Source organism: Brevundimonas sp. NPDC046655 (genome assembly GCF_044901625.1).
GTDB lineage: Bacteria > Pseudomonadota > Alphaproteobacteria > Caulobacterales > Caulobacteraceae > Brevundimonas.
The window spans coordinates 143,865-158,456 of sequence record NZ_JBJDPV010000001.1 but is presented as its reverse complement, the minus strand read 5'-3'; the positions used below and the strand labels follow the sequence as shown (position 1 = coordinate 158,456).

Here is a 14,592-nt window from a genome sequence, read left to right as displayed (position 1 = left end):
TCTACGCCGTTGAGCCGCGAAAAAGAAAAAGGGCGAGCCGTCGTCGTTGACCGCTCGCCCTGATTTTTCCCAGACTGCGCGCCCTACTTCTTCGGCGCGTGCTTCTGACCGGTGCGGATGCGACCAGAACGCGAGACCTGTCGGGCGCCGCCGCGCGCGCCCTTCTGGACCGCGATGCTCTGGCCAGCCTTCTTGCTGGCGCCGGCTTTCAAACCGCCCAGGGCCTTCACCTTGGGCTTGATGCCCGACTTCTTCTGCTCCAGCGCCTTGCCGGGAAGATTGGACAGGGCTTCCGCGGCCTTCTCGGCCTTCAGCACCTTGCGCGGCGCGGTCTTGGCCGTACCCTTGTAACGCTCGGGACCGGACTTGGCGCCGCCCTCGGCATAGGGGTTGGCCGAGCCGGACTTGACCGTCAGCCGGATCGGCGTGCCGGGCAGATCGAAGCTCTCGCGCAGGCTGTTCACCAGATAGCGCTTGTAGTGCTCGGGCATGTCGCCGGCGCGGCTGGCCATCAGCACGAAGGTCGGCGGACGGGCCTTGGTCTGGGCCATGTATTTCGGCTTCACCCGCTTGCCGTCGACGGCGGGCGGCGGATGCCTCTGGGTGGCCATGGACAGCCAGGTGTTCAGGTCCTTGGTCTTGACCTTCACCGACCAGGTTTCATAGGCCTTGATGATGGCCGGCATCAACCGATCCACGCCGCGTCCATTGTGCGACGACAGGGCCACGAAGGGCGAGCCCTTCAATTGCGGCAGCTTGTCCTCAGCCAGGCGCTTCAGCTCGGCCATCCTGGACTGGGGCTCTTCTTCCAGATCCCACTTCGACGCGACATAGACCAGGGCGCGGCCTTCGCGCTCGACCAGGTCGGCCAGTTGCAGGTCCTGGGTGTCGAAGGCGTCGTCCTTGTCCATCACCAGCACGACAACCTCGGCGAAGGTGATGGCGCGGATGGTGTCGGCGACCGACAGCTTCTCCAGCTTCTCCTGGACGCGGGCCTTGCGGCGCATCCCGGCGGTGTCGACAAAGCGGATCGCCTTGCCTTCGTATTCCCAGTCGACTGAAATAGAGTCGCGCGTGATGCCCGCCTCGGGACCGGTCAGCAGGCGGTCTTCACCCAGCAGACGATTGATCAGCGTCGACTTGCCCGCGTTCGGGCGGCCGATGATGGCGATGCGGATCGGCTTGTCGGTCTCTTCCTCTTCCTCGATGAAGACATCTTCGGAAGCGACCACAAGGGCCTGATACAGGTCGGCCATGCCCTCGCCGTGCTCGGCCGAAATGGCGACCGGTTCGCCGAAGCCCAGGCTGTGAGCCTCGCCCACGCCGCCCGAGCTTTCGCGGCTCTCGGACTTGTTCGCCAGCAGGATGACCGGTTTGTGCACCTTGCGCAGGCGGTCCGCGAAGATGCGGTCCAGTTGGGTCACGCCCTCGCGGGCGTCCATAGTGAACAGGATGACGTCGGCGTCCTCGATGGCCGCCTCGGTCTGCTCGCGCATGCGCGCTTCAAGGCTTTCGTCGGTGACGTCTTCGTAGCCGGCCGTGTCGATCAGCGTCAGGTCCATGTCGCCGATATTGCCGTCGGCGTAGCGACGGTCACGGGTCACGCCCGGGCGGTCATCGACCAGCGCCAAACGCTTGCCGACGAGTCGGTTGAACAGTGTCGACTTGCCCACGTTGGGCCGGCCGACGATGGCGACTTTTAGAGCCATGTCGGCTTTCTAACTCAAATTCAGAAAAAGATCAGCGGATGCTGACCAGTTCGCCCTTGTCCGTCAGGACATAAAGGGCGCCGTTGTAGGCGGCCGGAGCGATATAGGCCGCCGCGCCCAGCCGGACGCTGGACTGCTGCGCGCCGGTTTTCGGATCAAAGGCCACGGCCTCGCCGTCTGAATTGACCAGCACCAGACGGTTCGAGGCCAGGATCGGACCCGACCAGGTCGGACGCACGGTGCGCTTGCCGAAGCCCAGAACGCCGCCTTCCTTGCGGACGCGGCCCTCGTTCAGGTCGCGGGTCCAGTAGACTTGGCCCGAGTCGCGGTTGACTACGGTCAGTTCGCCCGCCTTGGACACGACATAGACGACGTCGCCGACCGGCAGAGGGGCATTGACGCCGGCGACCGGCAGCGACCATTTGGCCTGACCCGAGCGGATGTCCATCGACTGCAGGACGCCCGACTGGCTGATAGCGTAGACGAAGCCGCGGCTGACGACCGGACGACCGGCGATGTCGCGGATTTCCGACAGGGCGCTGGTGCGGCTGGTGCGTGACAGGACTTCCTGCCAGACGGGCTGGCCGTTCGACGCACGCAGCGCCACCAGTTCACCCGAGGAGAATGGCGCCAGAACAGTGTCGCCGCTGACCGCCGGACTGGAGGCGCGCATGATGCGGGCCGGCTCGGTGATGCCGCGATAGGACCAGTCCTGCTGGCCCGTATTCACGTTGAAGGCGATCAGCTGGTTGTCGACGTCGATGACGAAGACGCGCTGCCCCTGCACCGTCGGCGCGCCGTGGATCGGCAGATCGACCTTAGACGTCCAGACCACCGCACCCGTCGCGGCGTCCAGCGCCGTCATGGAGCGATAGCCCGAAGAGACGAAGACCTTGCCGCTGCCTACGGCCACGCCGCCGCCGAAGCCGCCACCGCCTGCACCGCCGCCGAAGCCGATGCCCAGGAAGCGTGAACCGCGGTCGGCCTCGTCGACCTTGACGTCAGCCTTCCACAGGACCGCGCCCGTGCCGGCGTCGACGGCGGTCACTCCGGCCTCGCCGTCCAGAACGAAAACCTTGCCGTTGTCGGCCACGACGGGCGCCATGACCTGACGCGTCTTGCTGGAGCCGGCGCCGATGTTGCGCTTCCACGCGACCGTGAACTCAGGGGCGGCGATGACGTGCTCGACCGCGTTCTCGGCGTTGCCGCCGGGCTGGGTCCAGGCCGTCGCGGCCTGCGGTCCCGGCAGGAAGAAGTCACGGCCCGACAGGGCGGCCGACGGGGCCAACTGCTGTTCGAACTCGAGGATCGAGATGCGCTGACCTTCGGTCGCCTTGGCGGTGTCTTCCTTTTGTCCGCCCAGACCGAACGGCAAGGCGCTGCGCACCGTGCCGCAGGAAGCGACGGTCATGGCCAGACCGCACAGCAGGGCGACTTTCAGCGTTCGGTTCATGCGGGGCGTCCTGAAAGCGTCGATTACGGGCGAGCGGCGGCGGGCGCCGCTTCCGCAGATGCGGGAGCGGCCGGAGCTTGAGCCGCAGCGACGGCGGGCGCCGCAGTCGGCGTCGGCAGGGCCACGGCGGCGCGAACGATGTCGGCCAGAGCAGGCGCAGTGCCCGAATCAACCGCCTGCACGCCCGCCTGGGCGCGCTGGCGGATGTCGTCCGGCACGTTCTGACCCAGTTGCAGCTGAACGAAGATCTGACGCGCTTCGGCGGTCTTGCCATGTTGCAGCAGGGCCATGGCCTGGGCTTCCTGCGCGAAGGCGTGCAGCGGGCGCTTGTCGTTCGCCAGAGGCTCCAGACGCTTCTGGATATCGGCCAGCGGAGCGGTGTCCATCAGCAGGAAGACAGCCTTGATCGCGGCGGCGTCGGCGATGATCGGATCGCCAGCGGCCTTGGCGGCGTCGTCGAACAGCTTGACCGCATCCTCGGTCTTGTTGGCAGAAACGGCGATTCCAGCCTGCTGCATCAGGGCCAAGGCCTTGTAGGCGCCGTTGCCCGACTTGGCGGCTTCGGCGAAGGCGGCGTCAGCGCCCGACGGATTATTGGCCTGCAGGGCGATCATGCCGCGATCATAGGCGGCAGAGGCCTTGTCGGCCTGATTCGTCACATAGCTCTGCCAGCCCCACCAGCCCAGGGCGGCGACCAGGGCGACCGCCAGCAGACCTGCGCCGATCGGCAGCCAGGTGCGGGCCATACGCTTGTATCGATCGGAGCGAAGCTCCTCCTCGACCTGTTCGAAGACATCAACCACGAAACGTCGCCCCAAAAACCGCTGCCAAGACTGGTCGCTAAACCGGCGCGACCCTAGAGGGTCGTCGTCCTGCCCGCAACGCAGGCGTTTGCGCCGCGACCTGAAATTTCAGCAGTAGGTCGCGACTTCGGCAGGAAAACGGCGCTCAGATTTCCTGCGACAGCTTCACGACCCCGGCCGCAAGCAGCGCGACCAGAACCCCGGCCGTGGCCCAGAACATCTGCATTCCGCCCATGGAGCTCATATCCACCCCGGCCAGACCGACCCGATCCAGCAAGGACTGGAGGGCCTGAGCGCCATCCACGCCCGCCATGCTCAATCCCTGAACGACAGGCTGCGCGCCCGTCGATGCGGACGCCGACGACTCGGTGAAGTTGAAATTGACGTTCAGAACCTCGCGCACGGCGATGACGCCGCCGACCAGCCCCGCAATCGACAGGGCCACGGTCCGGAAACGCGAGGATTTATTCAGCTTCGCCGCCAGGGCAGCCTCGAACTGGGCCGAATCGGCAAAGGCCGGAGCCTTGGCGAACAGGCGCTCGATGGCAGGGTCGAACTCATCAACCGACATGGGACGCGCTCCCGTGAGCAACCGGCTCCGGTTGGAGCCGGGCCCGAAGTTTATCCAGACCACGCTTGACATGAGATTTCACCGTTCCAAGCGGCAAATTAATGGCGGCCGCGATTTCAGGATGGGACAGGCCCGCCCCGTGGCACAGGGAGACGCACAGGCGCTCCGGTTCAGTCAGCCCCTTCATCGCCTCGTCCAGATCCATGCGCCCGGCGCTGTCGACATTGGGCGCGATCTCGTCGTTCTCGACCTCGGCCACGTAGCGGGCGTCCTTCGAGCGACGCTTCAGATACAGACGGGCGGCGATCCGCTTGATCCAGGCGCCGAAGGTCCCCTCGCCCCTGAACTCGGCGCACTTCTCGAACGCCAACAGAAAGGCGTCCTGGGCCACGTCGTCGGCCAGGGCGGGCTGCGCCCCCATCCGACGCAGCAGGCCGCGCACCGCCGGACTGTGGCGACGCACCAGCTCCCCGAACTCGCGACGCCCGCCCGCCGCCGACAGGGCGGCGAGCTCGACATCGTGCAGATCGCGTAAAGGCTTGGCCATGACGGTCTCCCCTCCCGGCCCGCCTCAACCCTTGTTCTTGTTGAAGATGCTCAGAATGATGAAGGCCAGACCGATCATGCCGGGCACCGCGGCGCTGCCGGCGATCGGATAGAAGGCGTCCATCTCGGCGAAGCTGACCATGTAGCCAAAGAGGGCGACGCCCAGGCTGACCGCCAGCAGGATGACGCCGACACGCAGGTCGCGCGCCGCGGACGCCGGGGGCTTGATGTTGTCCTTGCTCAGCGAGTCGATGACTTCCGGCGGCAGCGGCTGGCCCTTTTCGATGGCCGAGCGCAAAGTCGCCTGCATCTCCTTGCGCTCCTTGCTCTTCAGCCAGCTCGGCACGATCACGATCGCACCGATCATGATGAAGAATGCAACGGGAATGAACTCTTCCATGGGTTTCGCCCCTTCTTGAACAGTGGAGCCGAGCGTGACGCTGCGGCCTTCTGATAACAAGAGGTCATGAGCGGGCCGATCAGATGCAGGATCGCGCATGAACTCTTTGTAAGGTGGCGCCGACGTCACCACAGCGTGACTCGACAGCGGCTCAAGGGCGGTCAACGGTGGCTGTGCGGCGTCGTTCGCGCGTGCAGTGGCCTTGATCCTTCCTCCTGACCCTGAGGTGTCCGCCATGCTGCCCCAACTGTCTGCGCTGGGCTGGTTTCATACGCTCGGCAGCCTGCCCGCCGTCCCCATCGGCCTCATCCTGCTGCTGATGCATGGACGGATCGACCCCGCCACGCGGTGGGGCAAGGCCTATCTGGCTTTCATGTTCATCGGCGCCATCTCGGCCATTTTCGTCATCAAGACCCCGCCGGGCGCGGCCGTCGCGGCGCTCAGCCTGATCTCGCTGACGGTCGGGGCGACGGTCGGCTTCATCAAGCCCCTGGCCCACTATCGCTGGTCGATCGAGACCATCGCGCTGAGCATTTCCTACTTCACCCTGCTGCTGCCCAGCGTCACCGAGACCCTGACCCGACTGCCGGCCGGCGATCCGGTCGCCTCCGGCGTCGAGGACCCGTTGGTGGTCGGTTTCCAGCTGACCCTGCTGGTCCTGCTGATCCTGGGCGTGACCCTGCAGCTTCTGTCCCGCCGTCGTCGCCTGTCGGCGACGGCTCTTGCCTGAAGGAAACCGCGTGACCCGTATCGTTTATCGCATCGTCCCCCACGACGGCGGCTGGGCCTACAAGCTGGGCGACAGCTTCTCCGAGACCTTCGCCACCCATGACGCCGCGCGCGCCGCCGCTGTCGCCGTGTCGCGCGAGCAGCAGGTGCCGGACCGCACTTCGTGGATCGAGTTCGAGGATACGTCGGGCCAGTGGATCACCGAGCGCGCCGACGGCCACGACCGCCCGGAAACCGCAGTCGAGGATTAGGCGGAAAATGCCTCGGCGTAGCGTTCGGGCTTGAAGCCCACCAGGGTCCGCCCGTCGCCCAGGTCCAGCACCGGTCGCTTGATCATCGACGGCTGGGCCAGCATCAGGGCGACCGCCTTGTCGGCGTTCAGGTCGGCCTTCTCCGCGTCCGACAGCTTGCGGAAGGTGGTTCCGGCGCGGTTCAGCACCGCCTCCCAGCCATGCTCGGCGATCCAGCGCTCCAGATCCGCCTTGTTCGCGCCCGCGGCCTTGTAGTCATGAAAGGCGTAGTCCACGCCCTGCCCGTCCAGCCAGACACGCGCCTTCTTCATCGTGTCGCAGGCCTTGATGCCGTACAGGGTGATGGTCATGGGGCGCTCCCTCGCTTGCTGAGGGCCGCGATCTGGCATCGGGAAGCGGAGGGGTCAAATTTCGTCCATTGTTCCAGCGCGGTGCTGGCTACCGACCTAGGCGACCTTGTGCGAGCATCCATCAATGGACAACGGCGAACCAGATATATCCTCTGCCTACGTTGACGGCCTCGCCACTGGTGAGGTCATTCAGTTCGGTACAGGCGATTGGCGCGATCGTTCGGTAAAGGGCGTCGCGGTCAGCGAAGATGCGTTCGACAGACTCGAACCTGCAATCGAGTTAGCTCTCTCGAATTGGCACCGAAGCGCTCGATACGACGTCACGGCGATTCCACAGGCGAGTTTGCCCGCCCTGATCGAAGCCATCCGCGACTTGGCCTACGACGATGCTGCTACCACCACGATGATCAATGAGGTGATCGCGTGGCTTTCGCGCGCGGCTGCACACGACGAGCAGGTCAGCATCTTTGGTCTTTGACCCTGACATTCCTTCGGATCGCCCATGAAGCTCTACGCCCACCCCTTCTCGTCCTACTGCCAGAAGGCGCTGATCGCGCTGTATGAGAACGACACGCCCTTCGAATTCCGGCTGCTGGAGGGCGAGGCCGCCTTCGCCGAACTGAAGACGCTATGGCCGGTCGGCAAGTTCCCGGTGCTGCTGGACGGCGACCGCACGGTTGTCGAGGCCACGGCCATCATCGAGGATCTGGCCGTGCATCATCCCGGCCCGGTGCGGCTGATCCCCGACGATCCGGCCGCCGCCGTCGAGGTGCGGATGATGGACCGGGTGTTCGACCACTATGTCTCGAGCCCGCAGCAGAAGCTGGTGGCCGACGCCCTGCGGCCCGAGGGCGACCGCGATCCCTATGGCGTGGCCGAGGCGAAGCGGATGCTGGAGACCGCCTACGCCTGGCTTGACGAACGGCTGGCGGGGCGGGAATGGGCGACCGACCACGGTTTCAGCCTGGCCGACTGCGCCGCCGCGCCCGCGCTGTTCTACGCCGACTGGTCGCACCCGATCGCGGATCGGTTCGCGACGCTGAAAGCCTATCGCGCCCGGCTGCTGACCCGGCCGTCGATGGCGCGGGCCGTGGATAAGGCCCGGCCCTACCGCGCTTATTTCCCGTTGGGCGCGCCCGACCGGGATTAAGCGGCCTTCTGGCTCCACAGGTCCAGATCGGCCTCGCGCCCGATCAGGGCCAGGCCCGAGGCGATGGATTCGAACTCGCCGCCCGTCTCGATGCGGTCAGCCCCGAAGCGGCGGATGAAGATGTCGCGCACCGCCGGCACGAAGGAGGTGCCGCCGGTCAGGAAGACGCGGTCGATCTGCGTCCCCTCCAGACCCGACTGGGCCATGGCTTCGTCGACGGCGGCCTCCATGGCCTGAAGCTCAGGCGCGATCCAGCCTTCGAAGTCGGTGCGCTTGACCGGCTTCTCGATCCGCACCGAACCGGCGACGAAGGAGAAGACCGCCTCCTCGTCCCGCGACAGGGCCTCTTTCAAACCCGACACGGCGCGGTAGAGGGCATAGCCGTGGTTGTCGTCCAGCACCTCGATCAGGCGCTCGATCTTCTCGGGCTCCAGCGCCGTCGTGGCCAGACCGCGAATGTCGCGCATATCCTTGGACGCCCGCAGCAAGGCCAGCTGATCCCAACGCGCAAAGGCGCTGTAGTATCGCTGCGGGATCGGCAGGCGGTTGTCGAAGGCCCGGTACAGGCTGCCCTTGCCCAGTTCCGGCGAGACCAGCTGGTCGATGATCCGATAGTCGAAGGCGTCGCCCGCCACGCCCACGCCCGACCGCGCCAACGGCGTGGACTTCAAGGCGCCGTCGGCTCGTTCGAACCGCACGATGGAGAAGTCGCTGGTGCCGCCGCCGAAGTCGGCGACCAGGACATTGGCGTCCTGTTTCAGCTCGCGCGCAAAGAAGAAGGCCGCGCCGACGGGCTCGTAGGCGTAGCGGATGTCGGTGAAGCCCAGACGTGCGAAGGCCGCCTCATACCGCTCCAGCGCCAGGGCCTCGTTGGGATTGCCCCCGGCGAAGGTCACGGGCCGACCGACGATGATGCGCGGCGGCAGGTCGTCCATCGCCCCGTCGGCATGGTGCTTCAGCCGCAGCAGGAAGGCTGACAACAGGTCCTCGAACTGATAGCGGCGGTTGTCGATCCGGGTCTCGGTGAAGGCGGCGCTGGCGGCGAAGGTCTTGAACGACTGGATGAAGCGGGTGTCCAGCGGGTCCTCGACATAGGCCTCGATGGCCCAGGGACCGGCTTCGATGACCCGTTCGGGCGCGCCGCCATCGCGCGCCTCGTGCAGTTGGAAGCTCAAGGCCGAGCGGAAGGCGAACAGATCCTTCTCGTCCGCCTGGAACCGCACCAGGGTCGCCGGGCCGTCGCCGTGGGTCAGCGACACCACCGTATTGGTCGTGCCGAAGTCGATGCCGATGGTGGCGGGCGTCGCGGACGTCATGGGGAGAACCTGCGGGGAGAGGGGCCGGGGTTCCTAGACCCCTGCCCGCTCACGTCAAGGGCGCGTGTGCCGAGCGTGGAAATGGAGGCCCGCCTGCGCCACAGTGCCCGGATGCGCGATTCGTCCCCCTCAGCCCCCAGCTTCTACGAGTTCTTCGCCGGCGGCGGCATGGTCCGCGCCGGTCTGGGGCCTGCCTGGACCTGCCTGTTCGCCAATGATTTCGACGCCAAGAAGGGCTTCTCCTATCAGGCCAACTGGGGCACCGGCGGCGAGCTGACGGTGGGCGACATCCGCGCCCTGGACGCGGCCCAGTTGCCGGGCACGGCCGCCATGGTCTGGGGCTCCTTCCCCTGTCAGGACCTGTCGCTGGCCGGCGCCGGCGCGGGGCTGAAGGGCGAGCGGTCCGGCACCTTCTACGCCTTCTGGGACCTGATCCACGGCCTGATTAAGGACAAGCGCGCCCCGCGCATGGTGGCGGTCGAGAACGTCTGCGGCGCCCTGACGTCGCACGGCGGCAAGGATTTCGAGGCCATCTGCCGGACCTTTGCCGAGGCCGGCTATCGATACGGCGCCCTGGTCATCAACGCCGATCTGTTCGTGCCCCAGTCGCGCCCGCGCCTGTTCGTCATCGGCGTGCGCGCCGACGTCGAGGTCGCGCCCGACCTGCTGTCGCCGGAGCCCATCGAGCCCTTCCACACCCGCGCCCTGCGCCGCGCGGTGGGGAACCTGCCCGAGGATGTGCGTGACAGCCTGCTATGGTGGAACGTGCCGACGCCCGAGCGCCGCATCATCACCTTCGCCGACATCATCGAGGACCGCCCCACCAGCGTCGCCTGGCACACCCAGGCGGAGACGAAGAAGCTGCTCGACATGATGTCGCCGGTCCACCTGGCCAAGGTCGCCGCCGCCAAGCGCGCCGGGCGCCGCATGGTCGGGGGCGTCTATCGCCGGACCCGCATCGATGAGACCGGCGCCAAGGTGCAACGCGCCGAGGTTCGCTTCGACGACGTGGCCGGCTGCCTGCGCACCCCCTCGGGCGGGTCCAGCCGTCAGGTCATCCTGGTGGTCGAGGGGCGCCGCATCCGTTCACGTCTGATCTCGGCCCGCGAGACGGCGCGGCTGATGGGGCTGAAGGACAGCTACGTCCTGCCCCGGCAATACAGCGACGCCTATCACCTGACCGGCGACGGGGTGGCGGCGCCGGTCGTGCGGCATCTGGCCGAGCATGTGTTCGAGCCGCTGGTTCACGGCGTGACCGCCGTCGTCAGGGACGTTCAAGCCGCCTGACTGGCCCCACCGTCTCGGACCTGACCGCCTGAGGCGCTTCGCCGCCTTCCGGTCCGCCCCGCGTCCAATCCTGTCCACACACCGATCATCCGGCGCCCGCGCGCCGGACCGTCGCCGCATTTCCGTCGAAATGCGGACGGAACCCATGGCCGCACCATTGGTTAACAAGTTCTTAATGTGCCGCTTGCGCTTTCGGGAATTCCCGCGTCAGATGAATGCAGTCGTAGATCTTTTCAGAACAGATTAAAGACACCTGATCACTTAGGATCGTAAGAGATGGTTGAAAATCGTCATTTCTACAATCGTAACGAGACCTTTTACGAATCCGACAAAGCAACAATCATTGTTGCTGGTGGAGCAGGTTTCCTTGGATCGCATCTCTGCGCGCGATTGATCGAAAATGGTCACACAGTGATCTGCATAGACAACTTCCATACAGGAAGACCGCAGAACGTCGAACACTTGGAATCATCGGGTCGATTTACCCTGATACATCACGACATCAACGACCCTGTTCCGGACGATCTGCCTGCCGTTGATCAGATATATAATCTGGCCTGCCCGGCGTCTCCTGTTCACTATCAGTATGATCGTGTCAAAACGGCCCTGACTTGCTCGCTCGGTACGCTCAATCTTCTGAACAGGGCCGCGACTGATCACGCGCGCTTCTTCCAGGCCTCGACGTCAGAGATCTACGGCGACCCCGAAGTTCATCCACAGACCGAAAACTACAGGGGCAACGTCAATACGGTCGGCCCCCGGTCCTGCTATGACGAGGGCAAGCGCTTCGCCGAAACCCTGGTCACGGACTTCGGCGCCCAGCACGGACTGACGACGCGGATCGTGCGCATCTTCAACACCTATGGCCCGCGGATGCACCCCGACGACGGGCGGGTGGTGTCGAACTTCATCGTCCAGGCCCTGCTGGGCGAGGACATCACCATCTACGGCAGCGGCGAGCAGACCCGCTCCTTCTGCTTCGTCGATGATCTGGTCGAGGGCTTCGTGCGCCTGATGAACGCGGACGCCGACATCGACGGCCCCATCAACATCGGCAATCCCAACGAGACCACAGTCAATGAACTGGCCGAGCAGATCCTGGCCATGGCGGGATCCAGCTCCAGGATCGTCTATCACCCCCTGCCGGAGGACGACCCTCGTCGACGCAAGCCGGACATTTCACGCGCCCTGGCGCGCCTGAACTGGTCGCCGCAGGTGCCCCTGCATGACGGCCTGTCCAGGACCATCGCCTACTTCATGGACGAGATGAGAAACAGCGGCCGCAGCCCGACAAGCGCGTTCGCCTCCTGACGCACCCTAAGAGAAACGCACGAAACGACTGGAACGACACTCCAACACGGAAATCCTGGGCGGGCCTTTCGATGCAAAACTACAGCGTTCCGACGATCCTGATCTGGCTGTTCGCCATATCCCAGCTGCTTTACCTGGGCTGCTTCCTGCTCGAGATGTATTTCCGCGCCCTGCGCGTCAATCGCGTGGACATGGACGCCCCCATGCCTGCCGAAGCGGAAATGCCGTTCATCGTCCTGCTCTACCCGGTTCTGCGCGAGCTCGAGCGCACGATGGAGACCACCTTCACCGCCCTGGCCAAGCTGGACTATCCGCGTGATCGCTATCGGGTGGTGGCCATTCCCAACGCTGACGACACTGAGACCATCGCCAGCCTGAGCCGGCTGACGGCGGCCTACCCCTTCGTCGAAATCCTCGAGGTTCCGCCGACGAGCGACCCGCGTTGGGATCCTGTCTGGAACGCCTGGGACGCCAACCCCAAGGCCTACTGGTGGCATCGCGGCAAGCGCGCCGGGGTCAAGGATCTGCCGCCCAAGAAGACCCGGCAACTGATCTACGCCCTCTATCAGGTCGCCGAGACCTATCGGGACAAGGCGAACCTGACCCTCAACTATATCGACGCCGACAGCTGCCCGCCGGCCGACCATTTCAAGGCCGCCGCCATCGGCCTGCAGACCTATGACGTGCTGCAGGCGCGCAACGTCGCCGGCAATCTGACGGCCAGCCTGCCCGCCGCCTTCCACGCCTTCGACCACATGACCTGGGACGGGGCCAAGTACGGCCACCTGTCGGACCCCAAGCAGCCCTTCTGGGTCCTGGGCAAGGGACTGTTCTTCAAGGTCGATGACCTCATCGCCCTCGGCGGCTTCCACCCGTGGATCACCATCGAGGACCCCGAGGTCGGCGAGCGCTTCTGGAAGAACGGCAAGACGCTCGGCATCATCGACAACTCCCTGATCGAAGAGGTGCCCGAAACCTTCGGCGAAGGCATCACGCAGCGGAAACGCTGGGTCGCCGGCTTCTTCCAGAGCCTCGGCACGCCCTTGAAGGAGATGGACTTCACCTTCGGCGAGCGCCTGCGCGCCTGGACCAACTTCCTGCCCTGCATGTCCCTGTGGGTGAACACCCTGGGCATCCCGCTGGGGATCTGGGCGGCGTGGCGCTTCTTCAACGGCGACGACTTCCTTCCCCTGTGGCTGGTGATCCTGTCGATCTTCAACATCATCGCCTTCACCGTCCTGATCGTCGGGCTCTACATGAGGACCTGGACGCGGACCGGACTGGTTCTGGAGCGCACCAGCGAGCGGATCGGCTACATGCTGATGGTCAATCCGATCTTCGTGATGATCTGGTGGTGCGTCTGGATCATTCCGCTGACGCTCGGCTTCGTCATGTACCTGAAGGACAGCGGCCAGGTCTGGCAGCGGACCGAGAAGGTCGACGCCAACAATACGCTCGTGCGGTCCAAGCTGGATCAGTACGGCGTCCTTCGCCACGACCATTGAGCGGATCGATCATGGACAAGCATATCCTGATCACGGGCGGCGCCGGCTTCATCGGTTCGCACCTGACGGACGCCATGTTGGCGCGTGGCTATCGCGTCAGCGTGCTCGACAACCTGTCACCCCAGGTCCACGCGGACGGCGAAATGGACGCCGACGGCTGGCCGACCTACCTCGATCCGCGCGCGCGCCGCATCAAGGGCGACCTGCTGGACGAGGGCGTGTTCGAGGCCGCGCTTGACGGCGTCACCCACCTGGCCCACCTGGCGGCCTCGGTCGGGGTCGGCCAGAGCATGACCAACATCGTCGACTACACCCGCAACAATGTCATGACCGCAGCCGTCATGCTGGAGGTGCTGTCTCAAAGGCCGCACACGATCCAGCGCATGGCCGTGGCCTCGTCCATGTCCATCTATGGCGAGGGCGACTACATCCGGCCCTCGACCAACACCCACGTCACCGCCGATGTCCGCCCGCACGCCCAGCTTGAGGCGCGACAGTGGGAAGTCATGATCGACGGCGAGGAACTGGAACCCGTCCCCACCGCCGAAGACAAGCTGCTGCAGCCCAACTCCATCTACGCGGTGAACAAACGCGACCACGAAGAGATGTTCCTCTCGGTCGGGCGGGCGCTTCAGATCCCCACAGTGGCCCTGCGCCTGTTCAACGCCTATGGCTCGCGTCAGGCCCTTAGCAACCCCTACACCGGGGTCGCCGCCATCTTCATCGCGCGCCTGCTCAACGACCAGCCGCCCCTGGTGTTCGAGGATGGACGGCAGATGCGCGACTTTGTTCACGTCCAGGACGTGGCCCGCGCCTTCGCGACTGTCCTCGACAGCGATCGTCAGACCTGGGACGTGTTCAACGTCGGCAGCGGAACCCCGATCTCGGTGAATGAAATCGCCGGCGTTCTGGCCCGCCTTCTGGGCAAGAACATCGCGCCCGAAGTGCTGAACAAGTATCGCGTCGGCGACATCCGCCACTGCTTCGGCGACATCTCCAGGATCGAGCAAGCCTACGGCTTCAAGCCGGAGCGGGACATGGAAACCGGGATGGCGGAACTGATCGACTGGGTCTCGCACACCAAGCCCCCGGTCGACCGTAGCGCCGAGAGTCTGGCTGAACTGGCGCGAGGAAAACTGGTCGTCTGAAAGTATTAACCAAAATGATCGAGCTTAGCTGAAGCGCCTTCCTCTGCGCCGCCGAGAACGCGA

16 protein-coding genes are annotated in these 14,592 nt (G+C 65.4%); 8 read left to right on the top strand and 8 right to left on the bottom strand.

The annotated features are described in order from the left end of the window. Nucleotides 1-83: 83 nt before the first annotated feature. From der to ACI2KI_RS00710, 6 genes are all read right to left on the bottom strand, one after another. The gene (der, locus tag ACI2KI_RS00735) at nucleotides 84-1,709 is read right to left on the bottom strand and encodes a ribosome biogenesis GTPase Der (RefSeq protein ID WP_312063603.1); all 1,626 of its coding nucleotides are present in this window, start codon (nucleotides 1,707-1,709) and stop codon (nucleotides 84-86) included. 31 nt (nucleotides 1,710-1,740) lie between these two features. Next, nucleotides 1,741-3,162 (bottom strand): PQQ-binding-like beta-propeller repeat protein, encoded by a 1,422-nt coding sequence (locus ACI2KI_RS00730; RefSeq protein ID WP_404616911.1) that lies wholly within the window; start codon nucleotides 3,160-3,162, stop codon nucleotides 1,741-1,743. 23 nt (nucleotides 3,163-3,185) lie between these two features. Beyond that, complete coding sequence (locus ACI2KI_RS00725) at nucleotides 3,186-3,965, bottom strand: tetratricopeptide repeat protein (protein WP_404616909.1); 780 nt, start codon at nucleotides 3,963-3,965, stop codon at nucleotides 3,186-3,188. Nucleotides 3,966-4,110: 145 nt separating this feature from the next. Further along, nucleotides 4,111-4,536, bottom strand: coding sequence for a hypothetical protein (locus ACI2KI_RS00720; protein WP_404616907.1), 426 nt, complete (start codon nucleotides 4,534-4,536; stop codon nucleotides 4,111-4,113). After that, complete coding sequence (locus ACI2KI_RS00715) at nucleotides 4,526-5,083, bottom strand: RNA polymerase sigma factor (protein WP_404616905.1); 558 nt, start codon at nucleotides 5,081-5,083, stop codon at nucleotides 4,526-4,528. The genes ACI2KI_RS00720 and ACI2KI_RS00715 overlap by 11 nt, the downstream gene beginning before the upstream one ends. A gap of 24 nt (nucleotides 5,084-5,107) precedes the next feature. Then, nucleotides 5,108-5,719, bottom strand: a complete 612-nt coding sequence (locus tag ACI2KI_RS00710; RefSeq protein WP_404616903.1) for a DUF6249 domain-containing protein — start codon at nucleotides 5,717-5,719, stop codon at nucleotides 5,108-5,110. Here ACI2KI_RS00710 and ACI2KI_RS00705 point away from each other — a divergent pair. Further along, a complete protein-coding gene (locus ACI2KI_RS00705) occupies nucleotides 5,718-6,212 on the top strand; it encodes a hypothetical protein (RefSeq protein ID WP_404616901.1) in 495 nt (164 codons plus the stop codon). The genes ACI2KI_RS00710 and ACI2KI_RS00705 overlap by 2 nt on opposite strands. A 10-nt stretch (nucleotides 6,213-6,222) precedes the next feature. After that, nucleotides 6,223-6,462, top strand: coding sequence for a DUF2188 domain-containing protein (locus ACI2KI_RS00700; RefSeq protein ID WP_292082501.1), 240 nt, complete (start codon nucleotides 6,223-6,225; stop codon nucleotides 6,460-6,462). Here ACI2KI_RS00700 and ACI2KI_RS00695 read toward each other — a convergent pair. Beyond that, nucleotides 6,459-6,812, bottom strand: a complete 354-nt coding sequence (locus ACI2KI_RS00695) for an ArsC family reductase (RefSeq protein ID WP_404616899.1) — start codon at nucleotides 6,810-6,812, stop codon at nucleotides 6,459-6,461. The two genes, ACI2KI_RS00700 and ACI2KI_RS00695, sit on opposite strands and share 4 nt — an antisense overlap. 124 nt (nucleotides 6,813-6,936) lie before the next feature. On the opposite strand from ACI2KI_RS00695, the gene ACI2KI_RS00690 reads away from it, so the two are divergent. Both ACI2KI_RS00690 and ACI2KI_RS00685 read left to right on the top strand, forming a co-directional pair. Then, the gene (locus ACI2KI_RS00690; protein WP_404616897.1) at nucleotides 6,937-7,290 is read left to right on the top strand and encodes a hypothetical protein; all 354 of its coding nucleotides are present in this window, start codon (nucleotides 6,937-6,939) and stop codon (nucleotides 7,288-7,290) included. Between the two features lie 24 nt (nucleotides 7,291-7,314). Continuing rightward, a complete protein-coding gene (locus ACI2KI_RS00685) occupies nucleotides 7,315-7,962 on the top strand; it encodes a glutathione S-transferase family protein (RefSeq protein ID WP_404616895.1) in 648 nt (215 codons plus the stop codon). On the opposite strand, the gene ACI2KI_RS00680 is transcribed toward ACI2KI_RS00685, so the two are convergent. After that, complete coding sequence (locus ACI2KI_RS00680) at nucleotides 7,959-9,278, bottom strand: Hsp70 family protein (RefSeq protein WP_404616893.1); 1,320 nt, start codon at nucleotides 9,276-9,278, stop codon at nucleotides 7,959-7,961. The two genes, ACI2KI_RS00685 and ACI2KI_RS00680, sit on opposite strands and share 4 nt — an antisense overlap. A gap of 111 nt (nucleotides 9,279-9,389) precedes the next feature. Here ACI2KI_RS00680 and ACI2KI_RS00675 point away from each other — a divergent pair, with 111 nt between their 5' ends. The 4 genes from ACI2KI_RS00675 to ACI2KI_RS00660 all read left to right on the top strand — a co-directional run bounded on the left by ACI2KI_RS00675 (nucleotide 9,390) and on the right by ACI2KI_RS00660 (nucleotide 14,529). After that, nucleotides 9,390-10,565: a DNA cytosine methyltransferase gene (locus ACI2KI_RS00675; protein WP_404616891.1), complete on the top strand. Its 1,176-nt coding sequence runs from the start codon at nucleotides 9,390-9,392 to the stop codon at nucleotides 10,563-10,565. A 276-nt stretch (nucleotides 10,566-10,841) separates the two neighbouring features. After that, nucleotides 10,842-11,876, top strand: coding sequence for a UDP-glucuronic acid decarboxylase family protein (locus ACI2KI_RS00670; protein ID WP_404616889.1), 1,035 nt, complete (start codon nucleotides 10,842-10,844; stop codon nucleotides 11,874-11,876). A 71-nt stretch (nucleotides 11,877-11,947) separates the two neighbouring features. Then, the gene (locus ACI2KI_RS00665; protein ID WP_404616887.1) at nucleotides 11,948-13,381 is read left to right on the top strand and encodes a glycosyltransferase family 2 protein; all 1,434 of its coding nucleotides are present in this window, start codon (nucleotides 11,948-11,950) and stop codon (nucleotides 13,379-13,381) included. 11 nt (nucleotides 13,382-13,392) lie between these two features. Then, nucleotides 13,393-14,529 (top strand): NAD-dependent epimerase/dehydratase family protein, encoded by a 1,137-nt coding sequence (locus tag ACI2KI_RS00660; RefSeq protein ID WP_292082490.1) that lies wholly within the window; start codon nucleotides 13,393-13,395, stop codon nucleotides 14,527-14,529. Nucleotides 14,530-14,592: the final 63 nt, after the last annotated feature.

Coding starts and splice junctions, on each gene's coding strand:
- ACI2KI_RS00675 (WP_404616891.1), top strand. CDS start 9,390: ATGCGCGATTCGTCCCCCTCAGCCCCCAGCTTCTACGAGTTCTTCGCC.
- der (WP_312063603.1), bottom strand. CDS start 1,709: ATGGCTCTAAAAGTCGCCATCGTCGGCCGGCCCAACGTGGGCAAGTCG.
- ACI2KI_RS00710 (WP_404616903.1), bottom strand. CDS start 5,719: ATGGCGGACACCTCAGGGTCAGGAGGAAGGATCAAGGCCACTGCACGC.
- ACI2KI_RS00715 (WP_404616905.1), bottom strand. CDS start 5,083: ATGGCCAAGCCTTTACGCGATCTGCACGATGTCGAGCTCGCCGCCCTG.
- ACI2KI_RS00695 (WP_404616899.1), bottom strand. CDS start 6,812: ATGACCATCACCCTGTACGGCATCAAGGCCTGCGACACGATGAAGAAG.
- ACI2KI_RS00685 (WP_404616895.1), top strand. CDS start 7,315: ATGAAGCTCTACGCCCACCCCTTCTCGTCCTACTGCCAGAAGGCGCTG.
- ACI2KI_RS00730 (WP_404616911.1), bottom strand. CDS start 3,162: ATGAACCGAACGCTGAAAGTCGCCCTGCTGTGCGGTCTGGCCATGACC.
- ACI2KI_RS00670 (WP_404616889.1), top strand. CDS start 10,842: ATGGTTGAAAATCGTCATTTCTACAATCGTAACGAGACCTTTTACGAA.
- ACI2KI_RS00665 (WP_404616887.1), top strand. CDS start 11,948: ATGCAAAACTACAGCGTTCCGACGATCCTGATCTGGCTGTTCGCCATA.
- ACI2KI_RS00680 (WP_404616893.1), bottom strand. CDS start 9,278: ATGACGTCCGCGACGCCCGCCACCATCGGCATCGACTTCGGCACGACC.
- ACI2KI_RS00660 (WP_292082490.1), top strand. CDS start 13,393: ATGGACAAGCATATCCTGATCACGGGCGGCGCCGGCTTCATCGGTTCG.
- ACI2KI_RS00690 (WP_404616897.1), top strand. CDS start 6,937: ATGGACAACGGCGAACCAGATATATCCTCTGCCTACGTTGACGGCCTC.
- ACI2KI_RS00720 (WP_404616907.1), bottom strand. CDS start 4,536: ATGTCGGTTGATGAGTTCGACCCTGCCATCGAGCGCCTGTTCGCCAAG.
- ACI2KI_RS00705 (WP_404616901.1), top strand. CDS start 5,718: ATGCTGCCCCAACTGTCTGCGCTGGGCTGGTTTCATACGCTCGGCAGC.